This is a genomic window from Pseudomonas sp. GW458-11-26-14-LB4, assembly GCF_059423925.1.
The window spans coordinates 57,958-78,303 of record NZ_JBWKYU010000006.1; the positions used below are offsets into that span (position 1 = coordinate 57,958).

Genomic DNA, 20,346 nt, shown 5'->3' on the forward strand with positions numbered 1-20,346 from the left:
CCGCGATCAGTCCCCTCTCCCTCCGGGAGAGGGTTAGGGTGAGGGTCAATGGCTCACCGCTATTTTCCTGAAGGACGCCAGATGAAGATTTCCAGACAAGCCTACGCCGACATGTTCGGCCCCACCGTCGGCGACAAGGTGCGCCTGGCCGACACCGAGCTGTGGATCGAGGTCGAACAGGACTTCACCACCTACGGCGAAGAAGTGAAATTCGGCGGCGGCAAAGTGATCCGCGACGGCCAGGGCCAGAGCCAGTTGCTGGCGGCCGAAGTGGTCGACACCGTCATCACCAACGCGCTGATCATCGACCACTGGGGCATCGTCAAGGCTGACGTGGGCCTCAAGGACGGGCGCATCGCCGCGATCGGCAAGGCCGGCAACCCGGACGTGCAGCCCGGCGTGACCATTGCCATCGGCGCCAGCAGCGAAGTGATTGCCGGCGAAGGCATGATCCTCACGGCCGGCGGCATCGACACCCACATCCACTTCATCTGCCCGCAGCAGATCGAAGAAGCGCTGATGAGCGGTGTCACCACCATGATCGGCGGCGGCACGGGACCAGCCACCGGCACCAACGCCACCACCTGCACTTCAGGGCCGTGGCACCTGGCGCGGATGCTCCAGGCGGCGGACGCATTCCCGATGAACATCGGCCTCACCGGCAAGGGCAACGCCAGCCTGCCGGAGCCGTTGATCGAACAGGTCAAGGCCGGCGCCATCGGCCTCAAGCTGCACGAAGACTGGGGCACCACCCCGGCGAGCATCGACAACTGCCTGAGCGTCGCCGACCAGTACGACGTGCAAGTGGCAATCCATACCGACACCCTCAACGAGTCCGGTTTCGTCGAAACCACCCTCGGCGCGTTCAAGGGCCGGACCATCCACACCTATCACACCGAAGGTGCCGGTGGCGGCCACGCGCCGGACATCATCAAGGCCTGCGGTTTCGCCAACGTGCTGCCGAGCTCGACCAACCCGACCCGGCCGTTCACCCGCAACACCATCGACGAACACCTCGACATGCTGATGGTCTGCCACCACCTCGACCCGAGCATCGCCGAGGACGTGGCGTTCGCCGAAAGCCGCATCCGCCGCGAAACGATTGCCGCCGAAGACATCCTCCACGACCTCGGCGCGTTCTCGATGATCAGCTCCGACAGCCAGGCCATGGGCCGCGTCGGCGAAGTCATCACGCGCACCTGGCAGACCGCCGACAAGATGAAGAAACAGCGCGGGCCGCTCGCGCAGGACGGCGAAGGCAACGATAACTTCCGCGCCAAACGCTACATCGCCAAGTACACGATCAACCCGGCGATCACCCATGGCATCAGTCATGAAGTGGGTTCGGTGGAAGTCGGCAAATGGGCCGATCTGGTGTTGTGGCGCCCGGCGTTCTTCGGCGTGAAACCGACGCTGATCCTCAAGGGCGGTGCCATCGCCGCGAGCTTGATGGGCGACGCCAACGCGTCGATCCCGACCCCGCAACCGGTGCACTACCGCCCGATGTTCGCCAGTTACGGCGGCTCGCTGCACGCCACCAGCCTGACCTTCATCAGCCAGGCAGCACAGGAATCGGGACTGCCCGAAGCGTTGGGCCTGAAGAAGAAAATCGCCGTGGTCAAAGGTTGTCGCGACGTGCAGAAAACCGACTTGATCCACAACGATTACCTGCCGACTATCGACGTCGATCCGCAGACCTATCAGGTCAAGGCTGACGGGGTGTTGCTCTGGTGTGAACCGGCCGAAACCCTGCCAATGGCCCAGCGTTACTTTCTGTTCTGAGCCAAAGCCCCGGTCGTCGAGCTTTCGACGATCGGGGCTGACAGCGCCTCAGCGGGTTGAGGTGTCCATCAGATAACCTGAAGTGCCAGGCTGCTCATCGTCGAGCCCAACCGTCACCGGTTCGCCGGTTTCCAGGCGCGACAGGGCAATCAGTTGCTGATTGCGCTCGATACCACGCTCGATCTCGAGCGCCTGAACCGCCTCCTGGTATGCCGTGCTGGTCACGCCCTCATATTCGTCCTCAAGTCGTTGCAGCTTTTCATCCGCGCTGCGCTTGAGCGCACCGAGTTCATCCGGGTACTTCTCGGTCAGGTACTGCACCCAGTAATCGCGGCTGATCAGTTCTTCATAGAACCGCTCGCCTTTTTCCGCCTTCACGACGGCGTCACGCGCGGTCGCCAGCTCCTCGCCCCTGATCGGCCGGGCAAATCGCATGTGGCTGGGTTGCCCCGGCAGTTGCAGACCGTCCTCCCAGCCTGAAGTCAGACCGATCCGGTATTGCAGTCGCACTTCCGCCGGATCGGCGTGACGGCCCATGCTGCGTGCGGCCAGTTTTTCCACCTCGCCCAGGCGGAACAGCTGCCGCGACAAGTCGAGCAAGGCGCGCCCCTTCGCCGCGAGGCCGGGCTGCAAGTGTCGCAAGGCGTTGTACTCGAAGACCTTGACCTCGATTTCACTGAGCGCCAGGGTGCGGCCATCAACACAGGTCGTGTGGGTGGTCGCCATCGAAAACAGCGTGTCGCGCAGCTCCTGACTGCCATCCGCCGCCTCGACAACTTCCCACACGCGCCGGGTCAGGTCGGCGCGAAACACCCGGAACTCTTCGGTGTCCGGCATCCGTGAAAGCAGATGGAAGAACGCCCCGTTGTCAGGCTCGGCAGCCAACCGCTGCCACATGGCCCGATATCGTGCGGCGTCCTCTTGCGGGATGTTTTCAATCCAGGGCGCAGCTTGTTGTTCGAGGATGCTTTCAGCGAGTGTCGGGACCACTTCATCCGGTTCTGCATCACTCTCTGTACCCGCGCCTTCGTCGTCGCTTTCGGTCGTACTTTCCATGTCATCGATCATCCGGTCGATATCGGCATACGTCATACCCAACACATCGCGACGCCCATGGGCATCGGCGTACTCACGCAGGCGCATCAGGCTTTGCTGCGATATCTCGTAGTTCTCCGACAGATTGCTGCCGGCGAGCAACATGGCATGGTCGCGGTCGTACAACTCGACAGGAATCGACGAGATCTCGTTGTTGCTCAGGTCGATCACTCGCAGACGGGGCGCTTGCAGCGCGCCTTCCGGCCATGCCGTGAGCAGGTTGTCACGCAGGTCCAGCCGTTCCAGTCGCTCGAGACGAGTGACGCTGAATGTGCGCAGGCCGTTATGGCTCAGGTCCAGCCACTGCAACTGCGACAGCCCCTCGAGCGCTTGATCCAGCGCTGCGGAATCCGCGAGGCCGGTGAGTGACAGTTCCAGTCGTTCCAGCTGACGCATTTGCCCGACAGGCTCAGGGATTGCCGGCAAGTGGTTGCCGCTGAGGTTGAGCTTTCGCACCTGCGTGAATGCCCTGAGGAAAGCACTGGAGCCATCGGTGGAAAGCTTGACCCCCGCGAGATTCAGGGTGCTCACCGCAGGAAACGCCTCTGACAGTTCAGGCAGATTGCCGACTTGCAGACCGTCGAGGTTCAGCTCTCGATCAGTCACGCCATTCCAGTCAATCGTACCTTCACGCCAGCATTCGATGATCCGCTGCGCCGCAAGTTGGCGGGTGCGCGATGACACGACCCAATCCATGCCGCGGGTTTCATGGGTGAACAGCCAATCGTTCAGACGCCGGGTCAGCGACTCGAATGTCTGCTCCCATGCGTCGATTCGCGCACCGATCTGCACCTCGGTCAGCCCGGCGCCCTGCATCCGTACTATCGCCTGCTGCGCCTGCGCGCTGTCGTACTGCGGACGCAAACGCCGGACGCGAGCAGCCCACCCGGTCGCCCCCTCGCCCATTGCCGTGAGCGGAGGCAGCGGCAGCAACCGCCGGGCGATCACCGAGCCGCTTTCCGCAGGCGGCGTGCGATGGCGCGGTTCTTCCAGGGCAAAGCGCTGAAGCGATCCAGGCATCAGACCTCTGGCCTCTTCGATGCGCTGGCGCGCACTGCCCAGCGACACTTTGGCCTGCTCGGTAAGCGGTGTGCCAACCAGGCTGGTATCAAGCAACAACGCATCACGCGCCAGCAACGCCTCCGGCAGCGCGGTCAACTGACTGTCGCTGAGATCCAGCCAGGTCAGCTCCGGCAGAGACTCCGCACCGACCGGCCATTCGCGCAGGGTCGTCGCGCTAAGGTCCAGTGCCATCAGGCGATTCATCCCGCGCACATCGATGCTGTTCAGCGGGTTGTCATGCAGGTTCAGGGTTTCGAGTGCCGGCAGATCGCTTGAGTCCAGCGGCAGTTCGGTCAAGCCACAATGGCTCAGGTCGAGGTTATCGACCCCGCGAAACGTGCGGATAAAACCGCGCAACTGTTCGACCGGGGCCTGCAACCCGGCCAGATTCAGACTTCTGACATGAGCGAACCCCTCAGGCGACAGGGCCGGCAGACTGTCCACCGGCGAGCCGAGAATATCCAGCACCGAGGCATCATTGGGCAGGCTGACATACAGGTTGTAAAACAGGCTCTCGGTGCGCGCGCCATAACGCTGGAACAACCCGCTGCGCCAGCTGGTCTTCAGCGCCTCGGCCACTGCCGAACGTACTGCACCGCCGTTGAGGACCGTCGGCTCGGAACCGACCCACTCCTGAAGCCGGTTGAGTTCGCTGAACTGCTCGCTCAGGGTTTCGATCGCGGCGAAGCGGCTGCCGATGTCTGGCCATTGCGCCTTGAACCCCGTACTCAGGACATCGAAAAGGCTTGGCTCCATGCCGACAAAACGCTTGAGCTCACCGCGGCAGTAATCCGCGACCATTTCGTCCAGATCGATCAAATGCCGGGGCTGGCTGCGGATAAATTCGTAGATCGGCTTGAACACCCGACGCGGGAATTTCGACCAGTCCAACGACAGGCCGGACAACAGCCGCTGATGGCCTTCATAGATTTCCATCGGCAGGCTATTGATCGCGGTTGATCGCAAATTCAGGCGTTCCAGTCGTGGCAAGTCCAGAACACCGCGCGGCCATTGGTGCATTTGCGGGCTGCCGATTTCGAGCCTGCGCAATTGGCGCATGCCGCCGACGTCGAGCGTCATGGGCACCACCGGGTTCATGCCTCCAGAGGAACAGTGCAGCTCCAGCTCTTCAAGCCGGTTCAGTTCCCGAAGCCGTGTCGCCACTTGCCCGGTAATCGGTGTGGAGAGTTTCAGGCGGGTCATGTGCCGCAGCGTCCTCAACGTCGCGAGCACTTTGTCGAACTCCGCAACACTGGCGGTCAATGTCAGTTTTTCGACATTGGGAAATGCCGCAAGCGTGTCGCCCACGACCGGAACGCGCAACATCAGTTCGCGCACATGGGAAAAGTCCGCCGCCAACGAAGGCAGCGACGCGTCACTGATCAGCGTCAGGCGGGCCGCTTGCGGATCGTGTCCGGCCAACGGTGCGTTGCGCCAACAGTCCTTGATGTTTTGCACCACACTGACGAACTCGTCCCGGGAAGCGCGCAAACGCAAATTCTGCGACATCAACCATTGATCGAGCGTTGTTTCCAGACTCCGCCACTCGCTCAATCGATTATTGAGCAAATGAAAGATCTGCTGGTCATTCTTGCCCAGACGCCATTGTTCAAGGATGAAACCGCGTGCCTGAACATCAGTAAGATCCGGGTAGACATTCTGGACGTGACCGGTCAACGACGGATCCGGCCCCGGCCCATCGCCACTCGCGCGATAGCCAAGCAGTCGGGAGGCAATACGCTGCGGCGGCTTGAACCATGGTTTTTCTGCGGCGCCTGCACGCAGAAGCCAGGCCGACTGACTGCGCTCGGCAAGCGCTCGTTCAGCGATCGCACCTTGCAGCTCGACGCTCTGTCCGACATGCGGCAGCCCCAGCGCCTGCCGTGCCGGATCGGGCAAGGCATGCATCAACGAGCTGAAAAAGTTATCCCCCCTGTGGGGAATGCCATTGAGCGGCTCGCCACGCTCGTTGGCGGCTTGAAAGGCATCGGCGTACTTGACCAGATACTTGTGCGCAGAGGCCGTTTCGCTGCCGATGGCATCCAGCAGCGGGCCGCTGATACTGCCTTCGCGGAGTTCCAGACGCACGTCATCCGACCAGCCCGGCAGCCGACCCAATGTCTGCAACGCGAGATGACGGCTGTCGGGCGAGGCCATGGTCTCACTGCGCAACCCGGCCAGCGCCCGGGTAAGGCGTCCTTGCTGGCCATACCAGCGACCGAGCTCCTGCAAATGCGAAGGGACCTTCGCAGTGCCGTCCAATCGGGCCAGTTCCTCGGCGTTGGCCTCGCCCAACGCAGCTGTTGCGGCCCGCCCGGTCAGCCCGGGGACGACTCGTTGCAGCTTTGCCGCCCGGGGCTCGACTGGCTCGGTTGCCTTGAGAAGACTGTCGAACAACGCAGGCTGGTGCGCGCTGGCGTAGTCGGCAATCTGCCTGGAGAACTCCTGGGCCCTTGATGCGCGAACGCGCGCGGGCTCGCCACCCAACAGACGCACCGTCTCCGCCTCATCCAGTGCCGCGAGTACCCGGGTCGGTAGCTCACCGTTCAGCACCTCGGCCCGGCTGATCCGGATCGGCACCTTGCCGCCGCGCTTCGTCCCGTAACCGAGTGCACGTCCCGAGAGATCAGGGCTGTCGTAAATCTGCAGCCTGCGCCCGAACGGCCAGCGCGGCATGTCGGGAAGCAGCGGCATCAGATGCATGAAGCGACTGTCGACCACCCGTGTTCCTGCTGCCTGTTCGACGATCGATCCAGCATCGCGCTCGGCGTTGAACAGTTGCATGGCATCGGCCAGTTCCGGCGGCGGCAAGGCGTTGTCCAGGTGCATCTTGCGCAAGGCGTTGTCGCTGACGCCGGCCACATCGGCCATCGTCAATAATTGCTCGTCAGCAAACGGGTCAGTGCTGTGGCCGATACGCCGCAACAACGTCAACCGGTCCCAGTCCTGCGGGCGTTCCAGGGTATGCCGCCATGCACCGGCGCCGTTATGCGTCAGGGGCGGCTGATAGGCCTGCGAATCGCTCGGATGCTGGATGCGCCAGGCTTTGAGCGACTCGTCGTAAGTCTGCTGGTAAGTCTTGCCGTCAAAGCGGATGCAGATTTTTCCTCCCGACTCGTACTGCCCCAGCGCATTCGGTCCAACGTTCGCGTCCAGTGTGACCGGACTCTCGTAGCCACTCAGATCAGGCTTCCACAAGCGGGCCGTGCCGTCGGGCATTTCCACCTGATGCAGGTTCTCGATGACCGGTGTCGATCGGGCGGCGGTCAGCCGGGCGAGCCCTTTGCCGGCACCCGCCATCAAGGCAATCAACGCCAGGTTCTGCGCGACATCGATCAGATGCGCCTTGGCGGCCTTGCGATCACCCTCGCTCCACTCGATGGCGCCTTCAAGGGTTTCTTCGAGCAGTTGCCCGGCCATCACCACCATCATCACTTCACCCAAAACCGGCACGAACATCGAGACGCCCATCAGCACCAGCATGCCGATGTTCAACAATCCGGCGAATTTTTCCGAACGCACTTTGGCATCGACATCCGCCGTCGGCACTGCATGGCTGCGGGCATCGTCCATCATCCGGTCGCGATGCCGGTGATAAAGGTAATCCCACAAGTCAACGTTCTGCGCCCAGATGCCATGGCCTTTGCGCGGCAGGCCGACCGGGTTCAGATAGGGATCGGTGTTCGGCACCTGCTCGATCGACGGCGCAGGCGGCAGTTCGTGAATACCGGTCAGGGCGGCGTTGAATGGATTGACCGCTTTGTAAAACTCATTGAGCAGCGCTTCATAGGGCGCCAGCCTTTGGGCGAGCGTACGGTTCGGCGGGTCGTCAGTGAACTGGCCGAAGTAACGCGAGCGGTCGGCATACGCGACGAACTGGCTGAAAAACCGTTGGTAGCCGTTGGGTTCCGCTGGATGAGCCTGAGTAGCATCGGGTGCGGTGAACCGCCGCTTGAACATCGCGGCCATCTCCCCGCCCCTGTAGCGCTTGAGCGGGTGATAGGGATCGCCCGGGATATACAGAATCGAATCGTCGCTGTAACGGTACTTCTCACAGATCGTGAACATGACGCAGCCAGTCATGCGCCGGCCCATCAGGCTCAGATCGCGAAACCATATCTGCCGATCGCCCTGAACCGGTGCCAGCTCACCGTCGAGGATTGAACGAATCGAGGCGTAGTCTTCACGCCCGATATCACCTTTGACCAATGCCAGTTCGGCAGCCGCACGCAATGCGGTTTTATGGGCGTCGATGAATTTATCGCGCAGCACGTGCTCGGCCACCGCGTCCCTGGGGTGCAGGAAATCCTTGAGGTAAGCCTGGTATTTCGCCCCGATATCCAGCGAGCGGCACAGGCCGGTGAACTGCTCGACCGTCAGGGAAGTGCTCAACGGCGCAAGGGTGCCGGGTTCCAGGCTTTCACTGCGAAATCCCGATGTTTCATGAAAAGCCCCGCTTTTGCATTCGCGGGCTTCGAAGTTGTGCAGCGCCGCCTGTAGCAGAGGCAGTTTCAATACCTCAAAGTAATCGATGTCGATGGCGAAGATGCCCATCTCCACCGGTTTATTCAGCACCAGCCAGGTCTTGCTGACATCCAGCGTCACGTTGAAGCGGTCCTTGAGGGCCCTGGTCAACAACGGCGCGGCGAAGCTGTCGATGTCCTGGAAGGTTGACATGACGTTGTCCAGGCGGGTCTGGGCGGCGAGGCTGGCGGTCACGGCATCGCCCACGGCTTTGCGTTGATCGCGCGACGCGCGCCTGTACCAGTCCGGTGTGGCGGCAATGGCATTTTTCAGCGCGTCCTGCTGTCGAACCGGTGCGTTGACCAACCAGTCCGGGCTGGCCTTGTGCAGGAAATCGGCGTGCAGACTTTGCGTCGCGAGCGGCCCCGGCGAGGAGGTAACGTTATCGGTTGAAGAGAGGGAGACAGGGATTTCGGGCATGGTTTCACTCCTTGAAATGGAGCGAAAGCAGACCATGGCGAGACTCAACGGCGGCGGTACATAGGTATCGCGGCACGGCGTCTTGTCAGCGGAGATTTCAGGCCCGAGCGGCACTTTCATTCCCGCCCAAAGGGGCTAATATTCGAACGCCCCGACTTGAATTTCCAGGAACCCGGACATGCGTTTATCCGAATTTATCCGGCAACACGCGGATCACATCGTCGAGGAGTGGGAACAGTTCGCCAGGACCATCACCCCGGCGGCCGAGACCATGGACAGAACGGCGCTGCGCGATCATGCCAGAGAGATTCTGCTGGCCGCCGCCCGCGACATGGACACCGCACAGACCGCCAGCGAGCAGATTGCCAAAGCCAAAGGCGAAGGCCCGGAGAAAACCCCGAGCCTGGACGAGGCCGGTGCCAGCCACGGAGAGTTGCGCCATACAGTGGGTTTCGACCTGGTGCAGATGACGTCCGAATTCCGTCATTTGCGTGCCTGTGTGATCCGCCTCTGGGTCAACAGTCTGGAATCACCGGACATCGCGTACTTCCAGGACATGATCCGTTTCAACGAAGCCGTTGATGAAGCCCTGGCCGAATCGACGGCCGCTTACGCCGAACAGGTTGCTCATTCACGGGATATCTTTCTCGCCATCCTCGGCCATGACCTGCGCGCACCGTTGCAAGCGGTCAGCATGTCCACCGAGTTGCTGATGCGCAAAACGGCGCTGGAAGGCGATGCGCTGACCTGCGCGCTGAACATCAGACAGGGTGCGCGGCATATGGCGGCGATGGTCAGCGACCTGCTGGAACTGGTGCGCAGCCGCCTGGGCAAGAGCCTGCCGATCGAACCGGCACCGATGGACCTGGCCGACGCGGCGCGCGCCGCCATCGCCGAAGCCTGCGCCGGCAATCCGGAAAGTGATCCGACACTGAAAACCGAGGGTGACACCCGTGGCAACTGGGATGCCGGACGGATCGATCAACTGCTGCAGAATCTGATCGGCAATGCCTTGCAGCATGGGTCTGATCCGCGCGAAGTGATCGTGACGTTGAAGGGAGAAGCCGGGCACGTGCTTCTGACCGTGCACAACTGCGGCAACCCCATTCCCGCAGAAGCCATCGGTACGATTTTCGATCCATTGGTGCGCAGTGCCGACGAAGAACTCGGCCAGCCGTCGACCAGCCTCGGTCTGGGCCTGTTCATCATCAAGGAAGTGGTGACCGCCCACGGCGGGACGATCGAAGTCAGTTCAAGCGAAGCCGACGGAACGCTGTTCAGCGTGACGCTGCCCAGACAGGTTTGAAGCGCTACTCGACCACCAGCCGCGCCAGACGCTGACGGAGCATGCGGTTCTCGGATCGCAACTCCTGCACTTCTTCCAGCAGGTCCAGCGCCAGGGCGACGCCTTCCCATTCCAGGTCAAGGTCGCGCCGCAGCTTGGCGGCGCGTTTGGCCAGGGCCAGTTCGTAGTCGGTGAAGCGCCATTCCCGGGGCTGCGTGCCCTGAGGTTCGAGGATGCCGTGCTCGACGATTTCGATCACGTAGACGTCCGACAGGTCGGCCGCCTCACAGAATTCTGCCATGTCCAGTTGAACGATCAGGGGGCTGCTCATGATGGGCTACTCCGTCGTCAGTATCAGAAGTTCTCTCGCGGATTGAAGGCGGCCTTCTTCGCCAGTTCCTGCCACAGCGCCTTGACGTCATCGCCGTTGGCTTTGGGCATCACGGCCTTGAGCTGGACGAACAGATAACCGCGCTCGCCAGCCTTGTTCTGCAGGCCGTGGCCCTTGGCTCGCATGCGCTGGCCATTCTGGCTGCCGGCCGGGACCTTGAGGTTGATCTTGCCGGTCAGGGTCGGCACGGCCACTTCGGCGCCCAGCGCCAGCTCCCAGGGAGCAAGCGGCAAGGTGATGATCAGGTTTTCGCCTTCGACGTCGAATTTCGGGTGCGGCGCGAAACGGATGGTCAGGTACAGATCACCATTGGCGCCGCCACCAATGCCCGGTGCGCCCTGACCCTTGAGGCGGATGCGCTCGCCGTCGGCCACGCCGGCCGGGATCTTCACGTTCAGGCTCTTGCTGGTGTTGCTGACGTGCTGGCCCGAACCGTTGTATTGCGGCACCTGAAAGCTGATCTTTTTCGATTCGTTCGAAAGCGTCTCTTCCAGAAAGATCGGCAGTTCCAGTTCCACGTCTTGCCCTCGCCGTCCGGCGCTGCGGGATTGCCGGCCAGCGCCGCCACCGAAACCGGGGCCGCGATTGCCGAAGATCGAACTGAAGAAGTCCGAAAAGTCACCGGTGTCCTGACCGCCACTGTTGCCAAAGCCGCCACGGCTCTGCCAGCCCGGCGGGCCCTGGAACGGCTGACCGTGCTGGCCGTAACGGCGCAGGTCATCGTATTCAGCGCGTTTGTCGGCACTTTTCAGCGCTTCATAGGCTTCCGAGGCGTCCTTGAACTTGGCCTCGGCGTCCTTTTCCTTGCTGACATCGGGGTGGTATTTGCGCGCCAGCTTGCGATAGGCAGCCTTGATTGCCTTGTCGTCAGCCGTCGGCTCCACGCCGAGTATCTTGTAATAGTCTTTGAAGTCCATCGAAGGAATCACCATCCGTTATCGATTTCGCGCCGATCCCAGCATGCGCCTATTCGCGCGTGCCGGGTTGACCGATCTCAAGTTTGTGACCGGGTGGCGCAGCAGAAGTTTATCGGCAGTGGACGGCGGTTCTTGCGACCGCCGGTATGTCTGCCGGCCCATGCCAGCAAGTTTGGGGCAAAGCGCCGAGTTTCAAGCAAGCTTAGTCGTGAAATAGCAGATGACCGGCCTTCGAATCTGTCGCGCACTGACATACACTGCGCGGCCGTTTTTTTGACCGGAACCGAAAGACCATGAAAGACGCCTCTCCAGCCCGTGCCTGCGGCATCGACTTCGGCACGTCCAACTCCACCGTCGGCTGGCTGCGCCCCGGCATGGAAACGATGATCGCGCTGGAAGACGACAAGATCACCCTGCCGTCGGTGGTCTTTTTCAACATCGAAGAGCGCCGCCCGGTTTACGGCCGTCTGGCGCTGCACGAGTACCTGGAAGGCTATGAAGGCCGGCTGATGCGCTCGCTCAAGAGCCTGCTCGGTTCCAAGCTGATCAAGCACGACACCAGCGTCCTCGGCACCGCGATGCCGTTCAAGGACCTGCTCGGGCTGTTCATCGGCCAGCTCAAGAGCCGCGCGGAAACTGCCGCCGGTCGGGAGTTCGAGCAGGTTGTACTGGGCCGCCCGGTGTTCTTCGTCGACGACGATCCGCTGGCCGACCAGGAAGCCGAAGACACCCTGGTGGAAGTGGCGCGCAAACTCGGTTTCAAGGACGTGTCGTTCCAGTACGAGCCGATTGCCGCAGCCTTCGACTACGAGTCGACCATCGAAAAGGAAGAACTGGTGCTGATCGTCGACATCGGCGGCGGTACGTCAGACTTCTCGCTGGTGCGCCTGTCGCCCGAGCGTCGTGGTGTGGATAACCGTCACGACGACATCCTCGCCACCGGCGGCGTGCACATCGGCGGGACCGACTTCGACAAACAATTGAGCCTGCAAGGCCTGATGCCGCTGTTCGGCTACGGCAGCCGCATGAAAAGCGGCGCGTTCATGCCGACCAGTCACCACATGAACCTGGCGACCTGGCATACCATCAACTCGGTGTACTTGCAGAAATCGACCCTGGCCCTGGGCAGCATGCGCTACGACATCGAAGACACCGGCGGCATCGACCGTCTGTTCAAGCTGATCGAACAGCGCGCCGGGCATTGGCTGGCGATGGAAGTGGAAGAAACCAAGATTCAGCTGACCCACAACGACAGCCGCCATGTGCCGCTGGATCGCATCGAGCCGGGCCTGAGCGTGGAACTGACCCGGGCGTTGTTCGAGTCGGCGATCGAGTCGCAGCTGGAGCGCGTGCGCGGCAGCGTCACCCAGTTGCTGGCAGACGCCAACGTGGCGGTGGGTCAGGTTGATACGGTGTTCTTCACTGGCGGTTCGAGCGGTATTCCGGCTCTGCGCAACAGCGTCTCGGCGATGCTGCCGAACGCGCGGCATGTGGAAGGGAATATCTTTGGCAGTATCGGTAGCGGCCTGGCGATTGAAGCCATGAAACGCTACGGCGTTTAACGCCAGCCTCAAGTTGCAAGCTTCAAGCTACAAGTAAAAGCAAAGGCAAGAGCGACCACCGCTCTTGCCTTTTTCTTGCGGCTTGCAGCTCAAAACTCGCAGCTGCTTTTAAACCATCCCGCCCAGCTTCAGCTCACTCTTCAGATACGCGTAATAAATCGGCCCCGCCACTACCCCCGGCAAGCCGAACGCGGCCTCGAACACCAGCATTGCCAGCAGCAACTCCCAGGACTTGGCACTGATCTGCCCGCCGACGATGCGCGCGTTGAGAAAGTATTCGAGCTTGTGGATAAAGATCAGATAGCCCAGCGCCGCAATCGCCACCCAGATCGACAGCGACAGGCCGACGATGGTGATCAGCGTGTTCGACATCAGATTGCCGATCACCGGCAGCAGACCGAGCAGGAAGGTCAGCACGATCAGGGTCTTGGTCAGCGGCAGCTTGATCCCGAACATCGGCAGGATCACCGCCAGGAAGATCCCGGTGAAGAAGGTGTTGAGCAGGGAAATCTTGATCTGCGCGAAGACGATGTTGCGAAACGCCTGAACCAGCAAGTGCAGACGGTCGAACAGTGCAGCCGCCAGCGGTTTACGCTTGGTGACGTCCGGCACCCGCTGCAAGGCGATGATCGCGCCCAGCACCATGCCGATCAGCAGCGTCACGAACATGTGCGCCGCGTCCTTGCCCACCAGTTGCAGGTCGGACAAATGCTTGCTCGCCCATTCACCGATGGCCACCCGGAACTCGGCGGCACTGGCCGGCAGGTAGCTGTCGAGAAACGGCGGCAGTTGCCCGCGCGCGCGGTCGACCACGCCCATGAATTTATCGAGGGAAGCGCCGGGGTTTTCCGCCTCGTGCAACAGGAAACTGATGGCCCCGGCAAAGATCAACGCCAGCACACTCACCACCAGCGTGCCCAGCAACGCCACCGCCAGCCAGCGCGCACGCCGACCTTCGATCAGCCGTTGCAGTTGCGGGGTGAGCATGTTGACCAGTTCGAATACCAGCAGCCCGGCGAGCAGACTGGGCAGCAAACGCAATGGCAACACCAGCAACAGACCGCCGAAAATGATGATGCAACTGACCCAGAACACTACATGACGCTCAGAAAACGTTGGCATACAGCCTCAAAACGAACGGCGTAAAAGGATTGGCAGTCTGCCAGCGATCCTTGGGGAGCACTAGGGATATGCGGTGTTTGTAGGTTTGGGGCTCGGCTTGAGAACCACCCCTCACCCTAGCCCTCCCGAAACGTCGGACCGCCCGTAGGGAGAGGGCACTGATTGCGGGATGCTCGGGTGATCCGGCGACCTGAAAGCTCTGTATCGAATCCATAATCGACCGGATGTTTCAGGTCGAAGAATGCCTGGAAACAACGCGGTCAGTCCCCTCTCCTTCTGGGAGAGGGTTAGGGTGAGGGCCTGGATCCCAAGCCGGACACATCTGCCAGTCACCACTCAAACCCGCTTTATTTTTTCTTCAGGCAATCACTCATGAAGGTCTTGCGCGCATCACCCGTCAGCGCCTTGGTGGCCGCATCGGCGTTGCAGGTTTTCATTTTCTGTTGCTGCGGGGTCAGGGCCTTGGCGTCGTTTGCTGCCGGGGTTGCCTTGAGGCAGGTGCTCATGAAGGCTTTGCGCTCGTCGCCCTTCAGGCTCTTGGCCGTGGCGTCGGCGTTGCAGGTGGTCATTTTGTTCTGTTGCGCCGTGGCGGCGAAACCCTGGGAGCACAGCAGCAGACCGATCATCAACAAAGGGACACGCAGCATCTTCATGGAGTTTTCTCCTTGGCGCCGCCTCGATGGAGGCGGCCTCCGGCTGAGTGTAGTCAAAGCTTGTTACACCTTCCTGCCTTCAAGGTGGCTGCGCCGGTATTGTTCGGGGGTACATCCGGCCTGCCGGGCAAACATGGCGATGAAGGCCGAGCCGCTGCTGTAGCCGAGATCAAAAGCGATTTCCTGCACGCTGCGCGCCGACTCCAGCGCCTCAATGGCCGCGAGATAGCGCAGCCGCTGGCGCCATTCGCCAAAACTCATCCCCAATTCCCGCACGAATTGCCGGGCCAGAGTGCGCTCGCTGACATGCACCTGCGCCGCCCAGTGCGCCAGCGGCTCGTTGTTGCCGGGCTCGGCCTGCAGGGTTTCGAGGATGGTCAGCAATCCGGGGCTGCTGGCGTAGGGCAGATAGCATTGGTGAACCGGCGCCTGGCGCAATTGATCCACCAGCACCTGGGCCAGGCGCTGGTCGGCTTCGAACGCCGGGATCTTCACATCACGGGCGGCGAAGTCCTTGAGGATCGCCTTGAGAATGTCGCTGATCGCCAGAGTGCAGGCCTGCGCCGGCAAGTCGCAACAGACATCCGGCGCCAGGCACACCGCCCGATAATTGACCGGCTGATGACTGTAGAAACTGTGCTCGACCTGCGGCGGCACCCACACCGCGTATTGCGGCGGCGACATGAAGCGGCTGCCGTCGACATCCATGTGCAGCACGCCGTGGGCCGCGTACTCCAGCGTGCCCCACGGATGGCGGTGCGGCGCGGCGTATTCGTGGGCGTTGAAGTCGGCATAGCGGAAATACACCGCCGACGGCAGTTCGCTGAAATCCAGCAGATCGATGTGTTTACTGTTCATGCTGTCCGGAATCAGAGGCGGGTTGTCCGGTTCGCAGTATAGGCCTGCATCCAGACAAGGGATAATCACCGTTCATCAACGTACTGGTTTCTCCTCCCATGCAATACGCGTTTCCCCTGCTGGCGATTTTCATCTGGGCCGGCAACACCGTGATCAACAAGCTTGCGGTCGGTGCGATCTTTCCCGCCGAGATCGGCTTCTACCGCTGGCTGCTCGCCGGTCTGCTGTTCACGCCGTTCATGCTGAAAAAGGTGATCGCGCACTGGCCGCAGATCCGCCCGAATCTGGGCAAGATTTTCATCCTCGGCGTGCTCGGCATGGCGGTCTATCAGAGCCTGGCCTACTTCGCTGCGACCATGACCAGCGCCACCAACATGGGCATCATCCTGTCGTTGATGCCATTGATGTCGCTGGCCATGGCGATCATCAGCCTCGGCCAGCGCCTGACCGCCGGCGCACTGGTCGGAGCCGTACTTTCATTCGCGGGTGTATTGGTGGTGGTGTCCTCCGGCAGCCTCGGCGCACTGCTGCAACACGGGGTGAACCTGGGTGACGCGATGATGTTGATTGCCACCCTCGCCTACGCGATCTACAGCACCCTGCTGAAAAAATGGCAGCTGCGCCTGCCGCCGCTGGTGTTGCTGTATTTGCAGGTACTGGTGGCGGTGGTGGTGTTGTTTCCGCTGTACGCGACTTCACCGAAAACCGGCCTGACCCTGCAGAACATTCCGCTGGTGCTGTACGCGTGCCTGCTGGCCTCGATGCTTGCGCCGCTGGCGTGGATGCAGGCCGTGCAGCGTCTGGGCCCGAGCCGGACCACGCTGTTCTTCAACCTGCTGCCGCTGATCACCGCGCTGATTGCCGCAGTGGTACTGAAGGAACAACTGGCGATGTATCACCTGGTCGGTGGCTTGCTGACGCTGGGCGGGGTGATTCTTTCCGAGCGCTGGACCACCGCCCTCGGTCGCTCCCGCACCCCGAGCGCCGCCTAGACCCCGGCGGCTTTCAACCGCGCCGCATGCTCGACGAACAGCCGCACCGGATCCGCGCCTTTGCCAACCAGACCCAGCGACTGGTTGACGATGTCGAAGTGATCCATCGGGTAGTCATCGCCGATGACGGTGCCCAGGTGCGAGCTGTAGCGTCCGACCATGCCATCGCACTGCCCCGGCTCGCGCACGAAGGTTTTGGCGAACAACCGACAGCTGCGGTTGGTGCCATCGAACAGGTTGCCACCGCGATCGGTCTTGCCCGGCTGCAAGGTGCCGGACCACGAGTAATACCGCACGCCGTTGACCTCTTCCGGCCCGTGCCCACCCCAGGTTTGCGGCAGGCCCTGTGGATAACGCTGGTTGAACAGCGCCACGCCTTCGGTGGTCAGGGAATGGTGCGAGGCGTGGATATCCACCGGCAGTTTCGGCCCGTGGTAGCCGGTCTCCAGCAGCGCCATCAGCCAGCCGACAAAACGCAACAGCGCCTCGAGGATTCGGCCCTTGGCGCTGTCCGCCGGATAGTGTTTCGCCAGATAGTCGGCCAGTTCCGAACCGTGATTGGGCCCGGCAACCGACGTCACCGACGCCACCAGATCCGGTCGCTTGGCCGCCGCGTAACGTGCCGTCAGCGAACCCTGGCTATGGCCGAACAGATTGACCTTGGCCGCGCCGGTCTCACGAAGGATTTCATCGATGCGCGTCAGCAACTGCTCGCCGCGCACCTCGGTGGAATTGAGCGGCGACACCTGCACCGCAATCACCGTTGCACCACCCCGGCGCAACGCCTTGATGATTCCGTACCAGTACGGGTACAGCACCAGACGGATGAAACCGAGCATTCCCGGCACCAGCACCAGTGGATAACGTGTGGCCGAATCTTGCGACATGGGCAAACATCCTTGTGGTCGGTGAGTGGATGCAGGACGTGCAAAACGCCCGCCAAACATCCGCCTCGATGATGACAACTCCACGACCAGCCTACTTCAGCCCCACCACCCCCGCCACAATCAGCCCCACCGACAGCAGCTTCACCAGCGTCAGGCTCTCGCCCAGCAGGGCGAAACCGAGAAACACCGTGCCGAGCGAGCCGATGGCCGTCCAGATCGGATAAGCGATGCTCACCGGCAACTCGCGCATCGCCAAGGTCAGGAAGTACACCCCGCCCACCGCCGCGACCACGGTAATCAGCGACGGCCAGAGCCGGGTGAAACCCTCGGCGTACTTCATGCCCATGGCGAAGGTGACCTCGAACCCCGCTGCGATCAGCAGAAACAGCCAGGCCACCTAGAGCTCCCGGGCGAGGTCGAGCAAGCGCTGCTCGGCCTCGGCCACCGACACCGCGAAGGTACGCTCGGCGGATTCCTCGCCCTCGGCCGCGACCACCGTGACGTCGTTGATGCCGATAAAACCCAATGCCGTGCGCAGCCATGGATCGGCGTGGTTAAGCGCTTCCAGTTCGCCGCCCGGGCCGAAACCGAAACCGCCGCGACTGGTGACGATCAGCGCCTTTTTGCCGTGCAGCAGCGGCGTGTATTGGGCGATGCCATTGTCCAGCGTATGGTCGAACGTCAGACCCAACCGCACGATCTGATCGACCCAGGCCTTGAGGCCGCTGGGCACGTTGAAGTTGTACATCGGCGTGGAAATCAGCAGCAGGTCGTGATCGAACAACTCGCCCACCAGTTGATCGCTGAGCGCCAGATCGGCCTGCATCGTCAGCGGCCGAGCCTCGGGATCCGGATAAAACGCCGCCGCGACAAACGCCTCGTTCACCGCCGGAATCAACGCCCGGCCGACTTCACGGCGAGTGACCTGAGCCTGTGGATGACGGACTTGCCAGGCACTGAGAAAGGTTTCTGCCAGACGCCGCGAATGGGAACGCTCACCGCGAGGGCTGGCATGGATCACAAGAATCTTGCTCATCTGAATCTCCTTGGGACTAGACTTGAGTGACGGTGTGGCGCCAGATTGCAGCACCCACGTCATCGCCTCAAATGAGCAAAAATCAGTCGGGATGAATTTATTTCATCCGTGGAGCTTTCATGTTCGCTGCCTTGCCCCTGACCGCCCTGCGCGCGTTCGAATCCGCTTCACGCCTGTTGAGCTTCAAGGCGGCCGCCGAAGAACTGGCGGTGACGCCGACGGCGATCTCCCATCAGATCCGCTCGCTGGAGGACTGGCTCGGCGTGGCGCTGTTCGAACGCCTGCCGCGTCAGGTGCGCCTGACCGAGGGTGGCGAGCGGCTGTTTCGCAGTTTGCACGGCGCATTTCTGGAGGTGGCGCAAAGCGTCGACACCCTGCGCCCGCAACGCAGCGGCAGCAGCCTGACGCTGTCGACCACCGCCGCGTTCGCCGCGCTGTGGCTGGTACCACGACTGGGGCGGTTTTACGCAAAACATCCGAACATCAATGTGCGGCTGGACACCCATTGCGAAGTGATCGACCTGCATCAGGACGCCAGCGTCGATCTGGTGCTGCGCTACAGCCTCGACGATTACCCGAACCTCTATGGGCTGTGCCTGTTCGATGAATCGTTCGGCGTGTACGGCTCGCCGGAACAGGTGGCGCTGGCCGCCCGCCGCACCCCGGCGCTGATCAGCGTGCGCTGGCACAACTCAAAGCTCTACGCCCACGGCTGGGAAGCCTGGTGCGCGCAGTCAGGCGAGAACTGGCTCAATCAGCAACCGGCCGTCCGCGAATACGACGAAGAGCACTACGCGCTGCAAGCAGCCATTGCCGGACAGGGGCTGGTGCTGGCGAGCAATATTCTGGTGTCGGAGAGCGTCGCCAGCGGTCTGCTGGTGCCGTACAAGGGCGAAGTGCAGGTCGACGGCGCCGGTTACAGCGCGCTTTGTGTACCGGGCCGCGAGCGGCATCCGCCGGTAAAGGCGTTTTTTGCCTGGCTGCGCGAAGAGGCGCAGCTCTCCGGGCATGCCCCGCGCTGAATCCGACAAAACTTTTTGCCGCGTTCATCACTCACAACCAGGTAACGATCACGTCAGCAGAACGTGACGCCAATCGGATTAGCCTCCAGGAGACTGAAATGAGTGACCTGCAATTGTCTGATGTTCAAACCCTGCGCGAGCGCGCACGCCAGCACGTGGAAAACGGCGCAGTGACCGAAAGCTACAGCGCCAACCGTGAAGAAGTGCTGCGCCTGCTCAACGAATCGCTGGCCACCGAACTGGTCTGCGTCTTGCGCTACAAGCGCCACTACTTCATGGCCAACGGCTTGAAAGCCAACGTCGCCGCCGACGAGTTTCTCGAGCACGCCACTCAGGAAGCCGAACACGCCGACCGTCTGGCCGAGCGCATCGTGCAACTGGGCGGCGAGCCCGAGTTCAACCCTGACCTGCTGTCGAAGATGTCCCACGCGCAATACGTGGCCGGCAACACCTTGAAGGAAATGGTTTACGAAGACCTGGTGGCCGAGCGGATCGCCATCGACAGCTACCGCGAGATCATCCAGTACATCGGCGAAAAGGATCCGACCACGCGCCGGATCTTCGAAGACATCCTGGCTCAGGAAGAAGAGCATGCGGATGACATGGCCGATATCCTGAAAGACCTCTAATCTCCCGCTAACCCCGCTGACTGATCGTTCCCACGCTCCGCGTGGGAATGCATCCCGGGACGCTCCGCGTCCCAAGAGCGGACGCAGAGCGTCCATGGCGGCGTTCCCA

The 20,346-nt window shown here is 61.9% G+C and carries 15 protein-coding genes; 6 read left to right on the forward strand and 9 right to left on the reverse strand.

Translation table 11 applies throughout. From position 1 onward, the window contains the following. Positions 1-81: 81 nt before the first annotated feature. A complete protein-coding gene (ureC, locus tag AC07XZ_RS09830) occupies positions 82-1,782 on the forward strand; it encodes an urease subunit alpha (RefSeq protein ID WP_102688369.1) in 1,701 nt (566 codons plus the stop codon). Between the two features lie 48 nt (positions 1,783-1,830). On the opposite strand, the gene AC07XZ_RS09835 is transcribed toward ureC, so the two are convergent. Then, positions 1,831-8,883, reverse strand: coding sequence for an NEL-type E3 ubiquitin ligase domain-containing protein (locus AC07XZ_RS09835; RefSeq protein WP_158247736.1), 7,053 nt, complete (start codon positions 8,881-8,883; stop codon positions 1,831-1,833). 178 nt (positions 8,884-9,061) lie between these two features. Between AC07XZ_RS09835 and AC07XZ_RS09840 the strand changes: the two genes are divergently transcribed. Continuing rightward, complete coding sequence (locus AC07XZ_RS09840) at positions 9,062-10,189, forward strand: sensor histidine kinase (RefSeq protein WP_085746537.1); 1,128 nt, start codon at positions 9,062-9,064, stop codon at positions 10,187-10,189. A gap of 4 nt (positions 10,190-10,193) precedes the next feature. Here AC07XZ_RS09840 and AC07XZ_RS09845 read toward each other — a convergent pair whose 3' ends face one another. Both AC07XZ_RS09845 and AC07XZ_RS09850 read right to left on the reverse strand, forming a co-directional pair. Continuing rightward, positions 10,194-10,499 carry a chaperone modulator CbpM gene (locus AC07XZ_RS09845; protein ID WP_085746536.1) on the reverse strand — a complete coding sequence of 102 codons (306 nt, stop codon included), beginning with the start codon at positions 10,497-10,499 and terminating at the stop codon, positions 10,194-10,196. A gap of 23 nt (positions 10,500-10,522) precedes the next feature. After that, the gene (locus AC07XZ_RS09850) at positions 10,523-11,476 is read right to left on the reverse strand and encodes a DnaJ C-terminal domain-containing protein (protein ID WP_102688381.1); all 954 of its coding nucleotides are present in this window, start codon (positions 11,474-11,476) and stop codon (positions 10,523-10,525) included. Between the two features lie 293 nt (positions 11,477-11,769). On the opposite strand from AC07XZ_RS09850, the gene AC07XZ_RS09855 reads away from it, so the two are divergent. Beyond that, complete coding sequence (locus tag AC07XZ_RS09855) at positions 11,770-13,038, forward strand: Hsp70 family protein (protein ID WP_102688371.1); 1,269 nt, start codon at positions 11,770-11,772, stop codon at positions 13,036-13,038. A 108-nt stretch (positions 13,039-13,146) separates the two neighbouring features. On the opposite strand, the gene AC07XZ_RS09860 is transcribed toward AC07XZ_RS09855, so the two are convergent. The 3 genes from AC07XZ_RS09860 to AC07XZ_RS09870 all read right to left on the reverse strand — a co-directional run bounded on the left by AC07XZ_RS09860 (position 13,147) and on the right by AC07XZ_RS09870 (position 15,671). Then, a complete protein-coding gene (locus AC07XZ_RS09860; protein WP_007950612.1) occupies positions 13,147-14,160 on the reverse strand; it encodes an AI-2E family transporter in 1,014 nt (337 codons plus the stop codon). A 347-nt stretch (positions 14,161-14,507) separates the two neighbouring features. Continuing rightward, a complete protein-coding gene (locus AC07XZ_RS09865) occupies positions 14,508-14,813 on the reverse strand; it encodes a PsiF family protein (protein WP_085746533.1) in 306 nt (101 codons plus the stop codon). Positions 14,814-14,876: 63 nt separating this feature from the next. Beyond that, complete coding sequence (locus AC07XZ_RS09870; RefSeq protein ID WP_102688372.1) at positions 14,877-15,671, reverse strand: AraC family transcriptional regulator; 795 nt, start codon at positions 15,669-15,671, stop codon at positions 14,877-14,879. 98 nt (positions 15,672-15,769) lie between these two features. Here AC07XZ_RS09870 and AC07XZ_RS09875 point away from each other — a divergent pair, with 98 nt between their 5' ends. Continuing rightward, a complete protein-coding gene (locus tag AC07XZ_RS09875; protein ID WP_102688373.1) occupies positions 15,770-16,663 on the forward strand; it encodes a DMT family transporter in 894 nt (297 codons plus the stop codon). Here AC07XZ_RS09875 and AC07XZ_RS09880 read toward each other — a convergent pair. The 3 genes from AC07XZ_RS09880 to AC07XZ_RS09890 form a co-directional block, all read right to left on the reverse strand. Further along, entirely contained in the window at positions 16,660-17,550 is an 891-nt protein-coding gene (locus AC07XZ_RS09880; protein WP_102688374.1) for an esterase/lipase family protein, read from the reverse strand. The two genes, AC07XZ_RS09875 and AC07XZ_RS09880, sit on opposite strands and share 4 nt — an antisense overlap. A gap of 91 nt (positions 17,551-17,641) precedes the next feature. Further along, a complete protein-coding gene (locus AC07XZ_RS09885) occupies positions 17,642-17,947 on the reverse strand; it encodes a DMT family transporter (RefSeq protein WP_011332220.1) in 306 nt (101 codons plus the stop codon). After that, on the reverse strand, positions 17,948-18,586 hold the full coding sequence (locus tag AC07XZ_RS09890) for an FMN-dependent NADH-azoreductase (protein ID WP_085746529.1): 639 nt from the start codon (positions 18,584-18,586) through the stop codon (positions 17,948-17,950). It lies immediately after the preceding gene. 119 nt (positions 18,587-18,705) lie between these two features. On the opposite strand from AC07XZ_RS09890, the gene AC07XZ_RS09895 reads away from it, so the two are divergent. Together AC07XZ_RS09895 and AC07XZ_RS09900 are read left to right on the forward strand one after the other, a co-directional pair. Next, positions 18,706-19,608 (forward strand): LysR substrate-binding domain-containing protein, encoded by a 903-nt coding sequence (locus AC07XZ_RS09895; protein ID WP_102688375.1) that lies wholly within the window; start codon positions 18,706-18,708, stop codon positions 19,606-19,608. A gap of 98 nt (positions 19,609-19,706) precedes the next feature. Continuing rightward, positions 19,707-20,237, forward strand: a complete 531-nt coding sequence (locus tag AC07XZ_RS09900) for a ferritin-like domain-containing protein (protein ID WP_011332217.1) — start codon at positions 19,707-19,709, stop codon at positions 20,235-20,237. Positions 20,238-20,346: the final 109 nt, after the last annotated feature.